General features: G+C 75.4%; 15 protein-coding genes. 8 read left to right on the top strand and 7 right to left on the bottom strand.

The annotated features are described in order from the left end of the window. Both ACI783_RS11595 and glf read right to left on the bottom strand, forming a co-directional pair. A partial coding sequence (locus tag ACI783_RS11595; RefSeq protein WP_457140574.1) for a glycosyltransferase occupies positions 1-2093 on the bottom strand: 2093 nt, incomplete at its 3' end. Positions 2094-2115: 22 nt separating this feature from the next. Continuing rightward, positions 2116-3303, bottom strand: a complete 1188-nt coding sequence (gene glf / locus ACI783_RS11590; RefSeq protein WP_457140573.1) for a UDP-galactopyranose mutase — start codon at positions 3301-3303, stop codon at positions 2116-2118. Positions 3304-3493: 190 nt separating this feature from the next. Between glf and ACI783_RS11585 the strand changes: the two genes are divergently transcribed. From ACI783_RS11585 to ACI783_RS11570, 4 genes are read left to right on the top strand one after another with little or no spacing between them, the layout of a single operon-like run. After that, positions 3494-4411: a glycosyltransferase family 2 protein gene (locus ACI783_RS11585; protein ID WP_457140572.1), complete on the top strand. Its 918-nt coding sequence runs from the start codon at positions 3494-3496 to the stop codon at positions 4409-4411. A 1-nt stretch (position 4412) separates the two neighbouring features. Further along, positions 4413-5513, top strand: coding sequence for a mannose-1-phosphate guanylyltransferase (locus ACI783_RS11580; protein ID WP_457140571.1), 1101 nt, complete (start codon positions 4413-4415; stop codon positions 5511-5513). 36 nt (positions 5514-5549) lie between these two features. Next, the gene (locus tag ACI783_RS11575) at positions 5550-6320 is read left to right on the top strand and encodes an SDR family NAD(P)-dependent oxidoreductase (RefSeq protein WP_457140570.1); all 771 of its coding nucleotides are present in this window, start codon (positions 5550-5552) and stop codon (positions 6318-6320) included. Further along, entirely contained in the window at positions 6317-7243 is a 927-nt protein-coding gene (locus tag ACI783_RS11570) for a DNA-3-methyladenine glycosylase family protein (RefSeq protein ID WP_457140569.1), read from the top strand. Before ACI783_RS11575 ends, ACI783_RS11570 begins: the two co-directional genes overlap by 4 nt. Here ACI783_RS11570 and rfbA read toward each other — a convergent pair. Then, complete coding sequence (rfbA, locus tag ACI783_RS11565) at positions 7228-8100, bottom strand: glucose-1-phosphate thymidylyltransferase RfbA (RefSeq protein ID WP_457140568.1); 873 nt, start codon at positions 8098-8100, stop codon at positions 7228-7230. The genes ACI783_RS11570 and rfbA overlap by 16 nt on opposite strands. Positions 8101-8212: 112 nt before the next feature. Here rfbA and rfbB point away from each other — a divergent pair, with 112 nt between their 5' ends. After that, complete coding sequence (gene rfbB / locus ACI783_RS11560) at positions 8213-9211, top strand: dTDP-glucose 4,6-dehydratase (RefSeq protein WP_457140567.1); 999 nt, start codon at positions 8213-8215, stop codon at positions 9209-9211. Beyond that, the gene (gene rfbD / locus ACI783_RS11555) at positions 9208-10101 is read left to right on the top strand and encodes a dTDP-4-dehydrorhamnose reductase (RefSeq protein WP_457140566.1); all 894 of its coding nucleotides are present in this window, start codon (positions 9208-9210) and stop codon (positions 10099-10101) included. The genes rfbB and rfbD overlap by 4 nt, the downstream gene beginning before the upstream one ends. Before the next feature lie 118 nt (positions 10102-10219). Here the strand turns inward: rfbD and ACI783_RS11550 are convergent, their stop codons facing one another. Genes ACI783_RS11550 through cofD form a run of 3 tightly spaced genes read right to left on the bottom strand, consistent with a single transcriptional unit; the run spans position 10220 to position 12944 of the window. Beyond that, positions 10220-10819 carry a dTDP-4-dehydrorhamnose 3,5-epimerase family protein gene (locus tag ACI783_RS11550; protein WP_457140565.1) on the bottom strand — a complete coding sequence of 200 codons (600 nt, stop codon included), beginning with the start codon at positions 10817-10819 and terminating at the stop codon, positions 10220-10222. Between the two features lie 47 nt (positions 10820-10866). Further along, positions 10867-11931, bottom strand: coding sequence for a coenzyme F420-0:L-glutamate ligase (locus ACI783_RS11545; protein WP_457140564.1), 1065 nt, complete (start codon positions 11929-11931; stop codon positions 10867-10869). Next, positions 11928-12944 (bottom strand): 2-phospho-L-lactate transferase, encoded by a 1017-nt coding sequence (gene cofD, locus ACI783_RS11540; RefSeq protein ID WP_457140563.1) that lies wholly within the window; start codon positions 12942-12944, stop codon positions 11928-11930. Before cofD ends, ACI783_RS11545 begins: the two co-directional genes overlap by 4 nt. A 300-nt stretch (positions 12945-13244) precedes the next feature. Between cofD and ACI783_RS11535 the strand changes: the two genes are divergently transcribed. Both ACI783_RS11535 and ACI783_RS11530 read left to right on the top strand, forming a co-directional pair. Then, the gene (locus ACI783_RS11535) at positions 13245-13580 is read left to right on the top strand and encodes a WhiB family transcriptional regulator (protein ID WP_457140562.1); all 336 of its coding nucleotides are present in this window, start codon (positions 13245-13247) and stop codon (positions 13578-13580) included. A gap of 219 nt (positions 13581-13799) precedes the next feature. Further along, positions 13800-14681, top strand: coding sequence for a hypothetical protein (locus tag ACI783_RS11530; protein WP_457140561.1), 882 nt, complete (start codon positions 13800-13802; stop codon positions 14679-14681). Here the strand turns inward: ACI783_RS11530 and ACI783_RS11525 are convergent. Continuing rightward, a complete protein-coding gene (locus tag ACI783_RS11525) occupies positions 14656-16122 on the bottom strand; it encodes a hypothetical protein (protein ID WP_457140560.1) in 1467 nt (488 codons plus the stop codon). The genes ACI783_RS11530 and ACI783_RS11525 overlap by 26 nt on opposite strands. Positions 16123-16170: the final 48 nt, after the last annotated feature.

Here is a 16170-nt window from a genome sequence, read left to right as displayed (position 1 = left end):
TGCCCGCGGTTGTAGGCGGTGGCGCCGGACCACTTCGGGAAAGCGCCGCGGGCGGCGACGACGGCGTCCCGGGCGTCCTTGCGGGAGGCCCAGGCGGCGTTGGCCAGGAAGTGGCCCTTGGCGTCGTAGACGCGTCGCGAGCCCCAGGACTCGAAGGCCTCGGTCCAGCGGTCGACGGAGGTCAGCTCCGCGGCGGCTGCCTGCCACCGGCGCTGCAGTTCCGGCCACTCCCGGTGCATCTGGCGGAGCAGCTTCGCCGACCCGGCCGACAGCCGGCGGAAGGCCTGCGGGTCGCGCTGCCGGAAGGTCACGCCGCGCCCGTCCGCGGTGCCGACCGTGGCGCTGTCCAGCCGGGCGAGCATGAACCAGCGGGCGTCCTGGAACGCGAGGTTCAGCTGCGGGGCCTCGCGGTGGGCGGGGTCGACCGGGGACACGTTGTGCGCGATCGCCTTCAGCAGGGTCGAGCCGATCTGCGGCGGGGTCACCGGGATCTTGCGGAAGCCGATGGTCTCCGCCGCGCTCATCGAGGGCAGCGGCAGCTCCGCGGCGGAGGACAGCACCCGGCCGTCGGGGTGCTTCTTCCGGGTCTCCCGTGCGCGGCCCACCGACCCCGGCATCCCCTCGAAGAGGCTCTCCGGGCCGGCCAGGAAGTCCCGGTAGGCCATGTGGTGCAGCTCGACCGTGGAGTACTGCAGGTTGATCAGGAAGCGGAGGTCGTGCTTGATCATCTCCGGGAAGAGCCGGCCACCGTGCTTGTGCGGCGAGTGCAGCGCCGCGGCGATCAGCCGGTTGCGGATGTGGAAGTAGGCCTGCCAGTCGCTGGCGTCGTCCTTGTCACCCCAGGAGAGGTGCCAGATGGCCGCACCGGGCAGCGACACGGTGGGGAAGCCCGCCGCGAAGGACCGCAGGCCGTACTCGGCGTCGTCCCACTTGATGAAGACCGGCAGCGGCATGCCGACCGACTCGAACACCGTGCGGGGGATGAGGCACATCCACCAGCCGTTGTAGTCGACGTCGATCCGCCGGTGCAGGTCGGGCGACTCCCGCAGCGTCCGCTCACCGAAGTCGTGGAAGTACTCGGTGTTCGGGGCGTTGCGCCAGAAGAAGTTCGACCGGTCGACGATCTCGCCCATGGTGTGCAGCACCGAGCGGTCCTGCAGGGCGAGCATCTGGCCGCCGACCAGCACCGGCTGCTGGGCGTAGGCGGCGAACGCGCGGGCGCGCAGCAGGCTGTCGGGCTCGAGCTGGATGTCGTCGTCGAGCAGCACGTGGTGGGTGGCCTCGCTGCGGGTGAAGGCCTCGTGCATGGTGCGGGCGAAACCACCGCTGCCACCGAGGTTCGGCTGCTCGATGATCCGCAGGCGGTCGCCCAGGGCCTCGGCCACCGCCGGGTACTGGGCGGCGTCCCGCACGTGGTCGTTGCCCTGGTCGGCGACGACGGCCAGGTGCAGCATGTCGCGCACCACCTCGTCCTCGACCAGCGCGGTCAGCGCGGCGACGGCGTCGACCGGGCGGTTGTAGGTGCAGATGCCCACCGACAGGCGGGGCGCCGACTCCGGTGCCCGGGGGGCGTACCAGCCGGCCCGCCGGACCGTGGTCTCCTCCTCGGTGGTGACGTCGAACCAGTACCAGCCGCCGTCGACGAACGGCCCCAGGTCCAGCTCGAACTCCAGCGTCCGCTCGTCGCCGCCCTCGTGGGTCGCGCCGGTGATGTGCATCGACTCGCCGTCGGCCTTGGACCGGTAGACGTCGATCCGGCAGGTGCCGGCGACCGTCACCTGGAGGACGACGCTGTCCAGCACGCTCCAACGGCGCCAGTAGCTCGCCGGGAAGGCGTTGAAGTAGGTCGCGAAGGACAGCTCGGCGCCGGGGCCGATCTCGGCGGTGTACCGGTCCACGGCGCGGACCCGGTTGCTGTTGGTCTCGTCCACGTACAGGCTGCGGACCTTGAGCTGGTCGGCCGGTCGTGGCAGGAGCACCCGCTGCAGCAGCTCGACGGCCTTGCCGGGTGCCAGGTCCTCGGCGGTGGGCTCGCTGACGACCTCGGGGGAGACGGGGGCGTCCTCGGGGGCGATCGGTTCGGTCGTCGTCATGGTGCTGCTCAGTCCTCGATGCTCAGTCGTCGAGGCGGCCGTCGAGCGAGCCACCCTCGTCGAAGAAGGGCCGGATCCGGTTGTCGAACATGCTCAGGGCGGAACCGATGGCCATGTGCATGTCCAGGTACTTGTACGTGCCCAGCCGGCCGCCGAAGAGCACGCGCTTCTCGGCCGCCTCCTTCCGGGCCAGCTCCCGGTAGGTCTCCAGCTTGGCGCGGTCCTCGGGGGTGTTGATCGGGTAGTACGGCTCGTCGCCGCTCTCGGCCGACCGCGAGTACTCACGGACGACGACGGTCTTGTCGGTCGGGTAGGCGCGCTCGGGGTGGAAGTGCCGGAACTCGTGGATCCGGGTGAACGGCACGTCCTCGTCGGCGTAGTTCATCACCGAGGTGCCCTGGAAGTCGCCGATCGGCAGGACCTCGGTCTCGAAGTCCAGCGTGCGCCACCCGAGCTCACCGGCGGCGTAGCCGAAGTACTTGTCGATCGGACCGGTGAAGACCGTCGGCACGTCACCCGGCAGTTCGTCCCGCACGTCGAACCAGTCGGTGGACAGCCGCACCTCGATGTTCGGGTGCTCGGCCATCCGGGTCAGCCAGGCGGTGTAGCCGTCGACCGGCAGGCCCTCGTACGTGTCGTTGAAGTAGCGGTTGTCGAACGTGTAGCGCACCGGGAGCCGCGCGATGACCGCGGCCGGCAGCTCGGTGGGGTCGGTCTGCCACTGCTTCTTGGTGTACCCGCGGATGAACGCCTCGTAGAGCGGGCGGCCGATCAGCGAGATGGCCTTCTCCTCCAGGTTGGCGGCCGACGCGGTGTCGAACTCGCCGGCCTGCTCGGCGACGAGCGCGCGCGCCTCGTCGGGGGAGAAGCTGCGGCCGAAGAACTGGCAGAGCGTGGCCAGGTTCATCGGCAGGGAGTAGGTCTGGCCGTCGAAGATCGAGTAGACCTTGTGCTGGTACTTCGTGAACTCGGTGAACTGGTTGACGTACTGCCAGACCCGCTCGTTGCTGGTGTGGAACAGGTGGGCGCCGTAGCGGTGGACCTCGATGCCGGTCTCCGGCTCGGGCTCGGAGTAGGCGTTGCCGCCGATGTGGTGACGGCGGTCGAGGACCAGCACCTTCTTCCCCAGCTGGCTGGCCACACGCTCGGCCACGGTGAGGCCGAAGAAGCCGGAGCCGACGACGACGAGGTCAGGGGGCGCACCAGTCACGGGGACCGACGGTACCCGGATGGCCCGGGGGGCCACGACCGCACGCCGGTCCCGGTGCCCCTCGACACCTGTCGTGGCACACCGACCCCAGGCGTCGCTCCCGCACCCGGGTCGCTCCGGTCCGCGCCGCCGTGGCGGTGGCGGCCGGTCCAGGCGCAGTGCGGCGACCGCGCGCCTCTAGGGTCGGCCCGTGCGTCCTCCCGTCCCGGTCCCCCCGCTCCGCGTCGTCGCGGTGACGTACTCACCCGGTGAGGCGCTCGACGGCTTCGTCGAGTCGCTGGCCGCGGCGACCACCCAGGCCACCGACGTCGTGCTCGCCGACAACGGCTCCACCGACGGCGCGCCCGAGCGGGTGGCGGCGGCGCACGACAACGTCCGGCTGCTGCCCACCGGCGGCAACGTCGGGTACGGGGCGGCGGTCAACGCCGGCCTGGCCGACGTTCCCGAGGGCTGGGCCCTGGTGGCCAACCCCGACGTCCGCTTCGAGCCCGGCTCGGTGGACGAGCTGCTCGCCGCCGCCGCCCGCTGGCCGCGGGCGGCCACGCTGGGACCGGCCATCCGCACGCCGGAGGGCGAGCTCTACCCGTCGGCCCGGGACCTCCCCCGGCTCTCGACCGGCATCGGCCACGCGGCGTTCGGGTGGTTCTGGCCGGCCAACCCCTGGACGGCGCGGTACCGGCGCGAGCGGGAGGCGCCGCGGGAGCGCCCGGCCGGCTGGCTGTCGGGCTCCTGCCTGCTGGTCGACCTGGCCGCCTTCCACGCGATCGGCGGCTTCGACCCGGGCTACTTCATGTACTTCGAGGACGTCGACCTCGCCGAGCGGCTGGGCCGTCGCGGCTGGCTGAACGTCTACGTCCCCTCCGCCGTGGTGGTGCACGAGGGCGGCCACGCCACCCGGCGCCAGCCGCACCGGATGGCGCGGGTGCACCACACCAGCGCGCTCCGCTACCTCTCCGCCCGCCACCCCGGCCCGGGGAACGCTCCGTTGCGGGCCGCGCTCCGCGCGGGGCTGGGCGCCCGGATGCTGTTGTCCTTCGTCAGCGGCCAGGTGGCCGCCGGGGCCCGCTTCCAGCGCGGCGCCGACGACCTCGACCGATCGGAGCGGTGACGTGCAGCACGCGGTGATCATGGCGGGCGGCTCGGGCACGCGGCTGTGGCCGCTGTCCCGGGCCGCCCGGCCCAAGCAGCTCCTCGACGTGGTCGCCGAGGAGGGAGGAGGCGCGCACAGTCTGCTGGCCGAGGCGTTCGGCCGCCTGCGCGCGGTCCTCCCTGCCGACCGGATCTGGGTGTGCACGGCGGCCGGCTACGCCGACGCGGTGCGGGCGGCCCTGCCGGAGCTCGCCGCCCACCGGCTGGTCCTCGAGCCGGTGGCCCGGGACACCGCCAACGCCGTGGGGCTGGCCGCTGCCCTGGTCGCCGACGTCGACCCCGACGCCGAGCTGGCCGTGGTCAGCGCCGACCACGTCATCCGCCCGGTGGAGCGGTTCGCCGCGGCGCTGCGCACCGCCTACGCCGTCCTCGCCGACCGCCCGCGCGCCCTGGTGACCCTCGGCGTGACCCCGACGTCGCCGGCCACCGGCTTCGGGTACGTGCAGAAGGGGGCGCCGACCGGGGTGCCGGGCGCTGCCGAGGCGGCGGCGTTCAAGGAGAAGCCGGACCGGGCCACCGCCGAGGAGTACCTCGCCTCGGGGGACTACGTCTGGAACTCGGGCATGTTCGTCTGGCGGGCGCGCACCGTGCTGGACGCGCTGGCCGAGCACCTGCCGGAGACCGCCGCCGGTCTGGCCCGGGTCGTCGCCGCCCCGGCCGGCGCGGAGCGGGACGCGGTGCTCGCGGAGGTCTTCCCGACGCTGCCGAAGATCAGCGTCGACTACGCGGTGCTGGAGCCCGCGGCCACCGAGCCGGGCCGGGTGGCCGTGGTCGACCTGGACGTCGACTGGCTGGACGTCGGCTCCTGGCCGGCGCTGGCGCACACGCTGCCCACCGACGCCGCCGGCAACGCCGTCCGGGGGCTGACGGTGCTCGCCGACAGCGCCGGCAACGTGGTGCTCAGCGACGACCCCGACCACCTGGTCGCCCTCGTCGGGGTGCGCGACAGCGTGGTGGTGCACACCGCCGACGTCACCATGGTCTGCCCGGTCGCCGACGCCGAGCGGGTCAAGCAGCTGCTGGGCGTCGTCGAGGAGCGGTTCGGCCGCCGGTTCAGCTAGGCCGGGTGGTCGCCGGCGGTGGTTAACCTCGCTGCCATGACCGACCTCGACGTCGCCGCACTCGTCACCGGCGGGGCCTCCGGGCTCGGCGCCGCCACCGCGCGGGCGCTGGCCGCGGCCGGCGCCGCGGTGACCGTGGTCGACCTCGACGCCGACCGTGGCGCGGCGCTCGCCGCCGAGCTGGGTGGGGCGGCGTCGTTCGTCCGCACCGACGTGACCGACGAGGCGTCGGTGCAGGCCGCGGTCGCCGACGCCGCCGGCAAGGACCGCCCGCTCCGGATCGCGGTGAACTGCGCCGGCATCGGCTACGCCGGCCGGCTGCTGAGCCGCGAAGGCGCCCCGCACGAGCTGGGCGCCTTCACCCGCACGGTGACGGTGAACCTCGTCGGCACGTTCAACGTGCTCCGGCTGGCGGCCGCCGCGATGGCCGCCACCGAGCCGGGCCCGGACGGGGAGCGCGGGGTCGTGGTCAACACCGCCTCGATCGCCGCGTACGACGGGCAGGTCGGGCAGGTCGCGTACGCCGCGTCCAAGGGCGGCATCGTCGGCATGACCCTGCCGGCCGCCCGGGACCTCGCCCCGGTCGGCGTCCGCGTGGTCACCATCGCCCCCGGGATCGTCGACACCCCGCTGCTGGCCGCCCTGCCGGAGGCCGCGCGCACCGCGCTGGCCGAGAACGTCCCGTTCCCGCGCCGGCTGGGGCGGCCCGAGGACTTCGCCGAGCTGGCGCTGGCCCTGGTCCGGCAGGGGTACCTCAACGGCGAGGTCGTCCGGATGGACGGCGCGCTCCGCATGGCACCCCGGTGACCACGGTGCTCCCCGCCGGCGCGGTCACGCGGACCTGGGTGCCCGACTGGCCGCTGGACGTGCGCCGGGTGCTCTCCCGCGACCGCCGGGGCACCGGCGACCCGACGCTGCGCTACGCCGAGGACGGCGTCTGGCGCACCACGACCACCCCGGACGGCCCGGCCACCCTGCGGGTCAGCGGGGGGCCCGGTGGGCTGCGCCTCGACGGCTGGGGCCCGGGCGCGGACTGGGCGGTGGCGACCGGCCCGCGCTGGCTGGGGGCCGAGGACGCCGACGGCGGGTTCGACCCGGCACGGCACCCGCTGCTGGCGCGGCTGCACCGGGCGACCCCGTGGCTGCGGCTGGGCGCCACCGGCCGGGTGTGGGACGCGCTGGCGCCCGCGGTGCTCGAGCAGAAGGTGACCGGCATCGAGGCGCACCGCACCTGGCGGGAGCTGCTCCGCCTGGCCGGCGAGCCGGCGCCCGGGCCGGCGCCGGCCGGGATGCGGGTGGTCCCCTCGCCCGAACGGGTGCTGGCGGTCACCGACTGGCAGTGGCACGCCTGCGGCCTGGACGGCGCCCGCCGTCGCGCCCTGCGCGCGGTCGCCTCGGTCGCCTCCCGGCTCGAGGCCGACGACCACACCGGGTGCGCCGACCTCCGCCGCCGGCTGCAGTCCGTGCCCGGCATCGGCGTCTGGACCGCCGCCGAGGTGGCCCAGCGGGCGGTGGGCTGCCCGGACTCGGTGAGCGTCGGCGACTACCACCTGAAGAACCTGGTCGGCTGGTCGCTGGTCGGCCGGAAGACCGACGACGCCGGCATGCTGGAGCTGCTCGAGCCCTGGCGCGGGCACCGGCAGCGGGTGGTCCGGCTGCTGGAGGTGGGCGGGAGCATGCCGCCGAAGCGGGGGCCGCGGATGGCCCCCACCGACTACCGGGGCTTCTGACCCAGCAGGCCCAGCAGGTAGGCGCCGTACCCGCTCTTGGCCAGCGGCTCGGCGGCCCGGCGCAGGCCGTCGTCGTCCAGCCAGCCGTTCCGCCAGGCGACCTCCTCGATGCACCCGATCTTCAGCCCCTGCCGCTCCTCGACCACCGAGACGAACTCGGTGGCCTGGCGCAGCGAGGTGAAGGTGCCGGTGTCCAGCCAGGCGGTGCCCCGGTCCAGCGCGGTGACGGTCAGCCGCCCCTGCCGCAGGTAGTGCTCGTTGACCGCGGTGATCTCCAGCTCGCCCCGGCCGCTCGGGGTGATGCCCCGGGCCACGTCGACGATGTCGGGGCCGTAGAAGTACAGCCCCGGCACCGCGTAGCTGCTCTTCGGGCGGGCCGGCTTCTCCTCGATCGAGAGCACCCGGCCGGCGGCGTCGAACTCCACGACGCCGTAGGCCGCCGGTTCGGCGACGTGGTAGGCGAACACGTGCCCGCCGTCGGGCTCGGGCAGCCGGGACAGCGCCGTGCCGAGGCCCGCGCCGTAGAAGATGTTGTCGCCGAGCACCAGGGCCGCGGCCTGCCCGTCCAGGAAGTCCGCGCCGATGAGGAACGCCTGAGCCAGGCCCTCCGGAGCGGGCTGCACGGCGTAGTCGATGCGCATGCCGAGCCGGGTGCCGTCGCCGAGCAGGCGGGCGAAGGAGTCCCGGTCGTCGGGCGTGGTGATGACCAGCACCTCGCGGATCCCGGCCATCATCAGCGTGGAGAGCGGGTAGTAGATCATCGGTTTGTCGTAGACCGGCATCAGCTGCTTGCTGACCCCCAGGGTGATGGGCCACAGCCGGCTGCCGGTTCCCCCGGCCAGGATGATCCCGCGCACCCGGTCACGGTAGGCGGCGCCGGCCCTGCCCCGGCAGCGGTGCTCACCCGCCCGGATGAGCACCCCGGCGCCGCACCCCGGTGCCCTGCGACGACGGCTACCGTCTGCGGACATGCGCGTCCTGGTCACCGGCGGAGCCGGCTTCATCGGATCGCACTACGTGCGCACGATGCTCTCGGGGGGCTACCCGGGCTTCGAGGACGCCGAGGTGACCGTCTTCGACAAGCTCACCTACGCCGGCAACCCGGCCAACCTCGCGCCGGTCGCCGACAGCCCGCGCTACCGCTTCGTGCAGGGCGACATCTGCTCGGCTGCGGACCTGGACGCCGCGCTCCCCGGGCACGACGCCGTCGTGCACTTCGCCGCGGAGTCGCACGTCGACCGCTCCATCGGCGGCGGGGCCACCGACTTCGTGGTCACCAACGCGCTGGGTTCCCAGCAGCTGTTCGAGGCCGCCCTGCGCGCGGGCGTCGGCCGGGTGGTGCACGTGTCGACCGACGAGGTGTACGGCTCGATCGACTCCGGTTCGTGGACCGAGGAGCACCTGCTCCAGCCGAACTCCCCGTACTCGGCCTCCAAGGCCGCCAGCGACCTGATCGCGCGCGCCTACGCCCGGACCTACGGCCTGGACGTCTCGATCACCCGGTGCAGCAACAACTACGGGCCGTACCACTACCCGGAGAAGGTCATCCCGCTGTTCGTCACCAACCTGCTCGACGGGCTCACCGTGCCGCTGTACGGCGAGGGCGCCAACGTGCGCGACTGGCTCTTCGTCGACGACCACTGCCGCGGCATCCAGCTGGTGCTGGAGCACGGCGCCGCGGGCGAGATCTACAACATCGGCGGGGGGCGCGAGCTGTCCAACCGGGAGCTCACCGAGCAGCTGCTGGCCGCCACCGGCCGCGACTGGAGCTCGGTGGAGCAGATCGTCGACCCCCGCGGCGGGGGGCACGACCTGCGCTACTCGGTCGACTTCTCCAAGACCGCGGCGCTGGGCTACGCGCCGCGGATGCCGTTCGAGGAGGGGCTGGCCCTGACGGTGCAGTGGTACCGGGACAACCGCGCGTGGTGGGAGCCGCTCAAGGCCGCCGCCGGGACGGCCCGGGCATGAGCGACCCCACCCAGCCGACGGCCTGGCTGGTCACCGGCGCCTCCGGGCAGCTGGGCACCGACCTGCAGCGCCTGCTCTCCGGACAGGACCTCACCCCGCTGGGCCGGACGATGCTCGACCTGACCGACGAGGCCCAGGTGCGGGACGTGGTCGGCCGCTGGCGGGACGACGCGGTGTCCCGCGGCGCCCGCCCGGTCGTGCTCAACGCCGCCGCCTACACCGCCGTCGACGCCGCGGAGACCGACGAGGCCACCGCCCACCGGGTCAACGGCGAGGCGCCCGGCTGGCTGGCCGAGGAGCTCGCCGGCGTCGGGCGGCTGGTGCACGTCTCCACCGACTACGTCTTCGCCGGTGACGCGCGGACCCCCTACGGCGTCGACGACGAGCCCGCGCCCCGCACCGCCTACGGCCGTACCAAGCTGGCCGGCGAGCGGGCGGTGGCCGCGGTGGGCGGCGACGCCGTCGTCGTCCGCACCGCCTGGGTGTACGCCGCGCACGGCAGCAACTTCGTGCGGACCATGCTGCGGCTGGAGTCCGAGCGCGACACCGTCTCCGTGGTCGCCGACCAGACCGGCAGCCCGACCTGGTCCGCGGACCTGGCCCGCGGGCTCGTCGAGCTGGCCGGCACCCCGGTCCGGGGTGTCCTGCACGCGACCGACGCCGGCACGACCACCTGGCACGGTCTCGCCCGGGAGGTGTTCGCCCTCTCCGGCGCCGACCCGGACCGGGTGCTGCCCCTCACCACCGCGGAGTTCCCCCGGCCGGCGCCGCGGCCGGCCTACTCGGTGCTCGACCCGGCAGCCTGGCGTGCGGCCGGGCTGACCCCGCTCCCGGCCTGGCAGGAGTCGCTCCGGGCCTGCCTGGCCGAGCTGGGCGTGCTGCGGGGCTGACCGACTGCTCGGGACGGGGCACTCGGGACGGGGCACTCGGGACGGGGCGCTCGGGACGGGGCGCTCGGGACGGGGCGCTCGGGACGGGGGCGCTCGGGACCGGCCGCTGGGGAAGGGGTCAGCCGCGCAGCTCCGCGTACCGCGCCCGGCACTGGTCCAGCGTCGGCAGCAGCCCCTGCGCGCGGGCCTCGGTCAGCGTGGGGGCGGCGGTGTCCTTCGCGGAGAGCTGCACCTGGACGTCGCGCGGCCAGGGCAGGTCGAGCTCGGGGTCCATCGGGTGGACGCCGAACTCCCGGTCCGGGGAGTACCCGCTGGAGACCAGGTAGGTGACCGAGCTGCCGTCCTCGAGGGAGAGGAAGGCGTGCCCGAGCCCCTCGGAGAGGTAGACCGCCCGGGGCTCCGCGCTGTCCAGGAGCACGGCCTCGTGCACGCCGAAGGTGGGGGAGCCGACCCGGACGTCGACGACCACGTCGAGCACCCGGCCGGCGGGGCAGTAGACGTACTTCGCCTGGCCGGGGGGCACCAGGGCGAAGTGCACCCCGCGCAGCACCCCGCGGGCGGAGACGCTGTGGTTGGCCTGGGCGAGGGGCAGGGTGGACCCGGTGGCCTCGGCCAGCACGTCGGCCCGGTACCACTCGGTGAACCGGCCGCGGGCGTCGCCGTGCGCGACGAGATCGAGGACGTAGCTGTCAGGCACGGACAGTTCACGGATCTGCACGTCCCGACGCTAGCGGCCGGCCGCCGGCCGGCCAGTGGCTCTCCCCCTCAGGTGGTGGGGCCACCCAGGTGCAGCCGGCCGGCCAGCGAGGCGCCGCCGAAGGTGGCCGCGGGTTCCCAGCAGGTCGACCAGCCCTCCGCCTGCAGCTGCACCAGGGCCGCGCCGACGACCGCGCCCAGGGCCAGCGAGGTGACCGGGGTGATCGGGTCGGCCAGGTGCACGTCGACGACCTCGCCGGCGTCCCCGTCGTCGCTGCCGTAGCGGATGACCACCGGGAACTCCGGAAGCGCGGCCACCGCGGTGCGGAAGGCCTCGGTGACCGCGGTCAGCGCACCGGCCCGGGGGGTGCGCTGCGCGGCGGGGCGACGGCTGCCGACCAGGTCGCGGCTGCCGGTCGGGAAGAGGTCGCCGGCGCCCAGCCGGACCAGCGGGCGCGTGCCGGGGTCGGGGTCGGGGACCGGCAGGGACAGCCCGCGGACGACGGCCACGGGCAGCCCGGCGAGCTTGCCCTTGACCAGGTCGGCGGCGGCGGCCAGCTCGTCGACCACCGCCACCTGGGTGGTCTCCAGCCGGTTGCCGTGCGCGTCCACGGCGCCCCGGTGGTCGACCAGGGCCGGCAGCCCCGCCGACCCGATGGCCACGTCGGTGACCCCGTCCCGCCACGGGCGGCCGAACGTGTCGCTGACGACCACGGCCACGGTCACCCCGAGCAGGCCGGCGAGCGCGGCGCGCAGCTGCCGGGCGGACGCGTCGGCGTCGGCCGGCAGCAGCACGAGCGCGTCGGCGGCGACGTTCGAGGCGTCGATGCCGGCCGCGGCGACGACCCAGCCGTGCCGGGTCTCCACGATCCGCAGCGGCCCGCGGCGGGCGACGACCCGCACCGTCTCGGCGTCGATCGCCCGCTGCCGGACGGCCTCCCGGTCGGCGCCGGGTTCGACCGCCACCAGGTTGCCCTCCACCTTGGAGACGACCTTCGAGGTGACGACGACGACGTCGCCGTCGGCGAGCCAGGGGGCGGCGGTGGCGATCGCGCCGGCCAGGTCGTCCCCGGGCGCGAACTCCGGCAGCCCCGGGACCGGCAGCACCGAGATCCCCGTGGATGGTCTGGTCACGAGTCGCTCGTGGCCCCGCCCAGGGGCCCGCCCTGAGCTGGCGAAGGGTGGGGAGGGCGGGGTCCTTCCGCGGCGGCGTCCAGGGCGGCCCGGGCCATCGCGCGGGTGGCATCCGGTGAGCTCATCAGCAGCGGCACGGTGTGCACGGCGACGCCGGGGACCGTGGCGGCGTCGCCGGTGTGCACCAGCCAGGCGTCGAGCAGCCCACCGTCCCGCCGGGCGCCGTAGTGCCGGCCCACCCCCTCCGCGCTGACCTCGACGCCGACCACCGGCAGGCAGCGGTCGGCCATGCCGCGCACGACCTCCCCGCCGACGACGGGGGAGAGGCCCACCACCCGTCCGGCGGCGTCGCGGAGGGCCTCCCGGACGCCGGGCACACCCAGGATCGTGCCGATGGAGACCACCGGGTTCGAGGGGGCGAGGAGCACGACGTCGGCGGTGCCGAGGGCCTCGACCACCCCGGGGGCGGGGCGAGCGTCGTCGACCCCCACCTGGACGAAGGCCCGGGCCTCCAGGGCGGCGCGGTGGCGCACCCACCACTCCTGGAAGTGGATCGCCCGCTGCCGGCCGGTGTCCGGGTCGGTGACGACGACGTGGGTCTCCACCCGCTGGTCGCTCATCGGCAGCAGCCGCACCCCCGGACGCCAGCGGTCGGCGAGCGCGGCGGTGACCTCCGAGAGCGGGTAGCCGGCGTCGAGCATGCGGGTGCGGACGAGGTGGGTGGCGAGGTCGCGGTCGCCGAGGCCGAACCAGGTCGGCTCGGCGCCGTAGGCGGCGAGCTCGTCCTTGACGGTCCACGTCTCGCCGCGGCGGCCCCAGCCGCGGTCGTCGTCGATCCCGTCACCGAGCGTGTACATGACGGTGTCCAGGTCCGGGCAGATGCGCAGCCCGTGCATGGTCACGTCGTCGCCGGTGTTGACCACGGCGGTGACCTGCGCCCCGGGTGCGGCGCTCGTCACGCCGCGCAGGAAGCGAGCTCCGCCGACGCCGCCGGCCAGGACCACGATGTGCACCGGACCATCGTGCTCCTCGGCAGATGTGCACCGCAGCACCGGTCGCCAGCGAGGCGATCTTCACGAAACCGTTCGGTTTCGGTAGGCAGATGGTGCTGGAAACCGCGGCGTGTCCGAGTGTTGGGTGACCACTTACGGACAACTTGTTACGGGCGGGGCCAGAGTGACGAGCGGTTACACCCTCCCAACTTGACCCCGACTCAACGACACGCGTGTAATTCCGATGTTGTCATCGGACGCCGACGGATCCGGAGTGGTCCCGGCGGGTGACAGGAAGCCAGCGAGAGGGGACGCAACGTGATGGCCGAGGTGTCGTGGATGAGCGAGTACCGGAGTGCCGCGCCGGCCGGTCACGGGCGGGACGTGCTGGGGGTGACCGGGGTCTTCGACCCCGGTTTCCCGGGGCTGGACGGCGAGGAGCAGGGCTGGCAGGAGCGCGCGCTGTGCGCCGAGACCGACCCGGAGGCCTTCTTCCCGGAGAAGGGCGGCTCCACCCGCGAGGCCAAGCGGATCTGCACCGGCTGCGAGGTGCGCGCCGAGTGCCTGGAGTACGCGCTCGCCAACGACGAGCGCTTCGGCATCTGGGGCGGGCTCTCCGAGCGGGAGCGCCGCCGGCTGCGTCGCCGCGCCGGCTGAGAAAGGACCCCCTTCCTCCCCACCCTTCGCAAGCTCAGTCCGGGCCCCTGGAAGGGGGCCGACAGGCTCGCGGCGGGACCCTCCAGAAGGGCCGGGGGCTGGCCCCTGGAACGGGGCCGACAGGCCCGCGGCGGGAATCCCCACCGAGGACACCGGGTCCCTCCCCTCGCCGGGACCCGGTGACCGATCCGGTCGCGATCGATGTGGTCGACTGAGGCCGTGTCGACCGAGGGACCGGAGCCGCACGTCGTCGACGGCCGGGCCCGCGTGGTCCGGGAGATCCGCGCAGCCGCGCCGCTGATGGCCGCGCTCGCCGCCCCGCTCACCGCCCGTGGCCCCTGGCTGACCGCCGCCCTCAACGCCCAGTCCGCCCGGGTGCTCGTCCCGGTGCGCGCGCGGGCCGTGGTCGTCGCCCCCGCACCGGGTGCCCGCCCGGACGGGCTGGCCCTGCTCACCTCCCACCGTCGCGGCCTGGTGACCGCGGTGGGCCTGCTCGGCTCGGGCCCGGGCACCGCGCCGCTCCCCGGCGGCCGGCCGTCGGCCCGGCTGCTCGCCCGCGACCCCGAGGTGGCCGGGCGTCTGGCCGGGGGCGTGCTCGACCTGCTGGACTCCGTCCGCGGGGCCTGGACACTGCGGTTGACCGGCCTGCCGCTGGGCGACCCGGTCGTGCGCCGGCTGGCCGCGGCGCTGCCCGACGCCCAGCTGGCCACCAGCCGCAGCCGCCGGCTGGTCGACGAGCTGGACACCGTGGCCGAGGTGCGGCGCAGCCGCGACCCCGCGGAGCTGGAGCGCTGGCTGCCGGAGCTGGCCGGGCGGCTCGGGGCCCGGGCGTTCGCGCCCCTGCGGGCCGCGGCCCGGCTGCAGGCCGCCATCGGCCGGCTGGAGCTGGCCGTGGTGCCCGCCGGGGCAGGTGCGGCGGCGGTGCTGCTCACGCTGCTGGAGGACGGTCCGGCCGGGGAGGAGCGCCGGCCCTGGTGGGGAGCCAGTGACATCGGGGGGCTCCGTCGGGAACTCGGCTCCCCGTCGGTGTCGCTGACCGCCTCGCGGGGGCTGGTCAACCTGACCCGGCGCGGCGTCAGTCGGGGAGCAGCAGCTCGCTGACGCCGGGCGCCGCGCTGACCGGTGCGCTGTCCAGCCCGAGCTGCACCACCCCGGTCGCCGCCGCCCGGCCGTCGCGGACCCCGCCGTCGGCCGTCAGCGTCGCGGTCAGCCGGTACGCCCGGCCGGTGTACGTGGGGGCGCCGCCGTTGGGCCGGGTGTACGTGGGGAAGAGACCGGCCAGCTCGACCCGGTCGCCGTCCCGGCGCACCTGGAGGCCGGGGTCGGCCAGGTCGGCGTACTCGGTGCGCCCGCGGGCGCAGCCGGCCGCGGCGGGGTCGGCCGGGGGCTCGGCGGTGAGGCAGTTCCAGATCGGCAGCCGGACGTGGGCCAGCGCGCGCTCCCCGTCGGTGGAGACGCTCAGGCTGGGGGTGGTGACCGTCAGCCCGACCGCGCGCTCCTCCAGGAGCAGGCCGGTGAACGCGGCCCGCGCGGTCAGCCCGTCGTCGCCGGGGAGGACCGAGCGGAACGCCAGGGACCCCGCGGCGGGTTCGGCGGCAGGGGGCTCCGGCGACCCGGTCGGCCCGGTCTCCGGGGGTGCTGCCAGCGGGATCGACCGGGCCGCGGTCGCGGGCGTCGTGGCGCCGGTGGGCACGGTCCCGGCCAGCGCCGCGGCGCCGAGCAGCAGGACGACGGCGCCGGCGGTCGCGGCGTGCGTGCCCCGGCCGTCCGGGCGCCCGGCTGTGCCGGCGGGGACGGCGGTCGCGGTGCTGGCGGGGCTGCCGCTGCGGGGCGCCGCCGGCGGGACGGGGGAGCCCGGCGGGCGGTCCAGGAAGCCGGGCAGGTCGTCGACGACGCCGTCCGGCGGGTCGGTGGTCGGTGCCGTGCCGCCCGGCACCGTGCCGCCCGCGTCGGAGCCGGTGCGTTCGGCCGGTCCGGGTCGGCCGGCGGTCAGCGCCGTCGTCGCCAGGCCGAGGGCGACGCCGGTCAGCAGGCCCACCAGCAGCCAGCGACCGGTCCCGCTGCCACCGGCCGGTTCGGGGGCGGCCGTCGAGACCCGGGCGACGTCCACCAGCTCCTCCGACCGGCCCTCCGCGACGAGCACGTCGACCACGGCGTCCGCGGCCCGGACGGCGTCCGCCCGGTCCGGCAGCGTGCTGCGCACCGTGATGGTCGCCGCGTCCCCGACCCGCTCGACCGCCAGGCCGGCCCGCAGGTCGGCCAGCGGGACGTCGGACAGCGCGGCATCGGAACCGGCGGCGGCGCGCACGGTCTCCGGAGCGGTGGCCAGCGCGGCGTACCGGTCGGCCACCAGCACCGCCGCCGCGGCGCCGGTCTCGGTCCGCGGGGTGACGGTGAGGCCGGCGGCGGCGGTCACCTGGCGCGGGCGCAGGGCCAGCGCGCCGACGGTGACCGCCACGACCAGGAGCAGGACCAGGCCGCCGGCCAGCCAGGGGCGCCGGGCGTCCCGTCCGTCGGTCGGGCGGTGGTGCGGTGCGCTCATCGCCGGACAGCATGGCAGCGGGGGGTGACGGCACCCCGGCCCCCTTCC

Source organism: Modestobacter sp. SYSU DS0511 (assembly GCF_054050755.1).
This window is presented reverse-complemented; position numbering and strand designations above follow the sequence as displayed.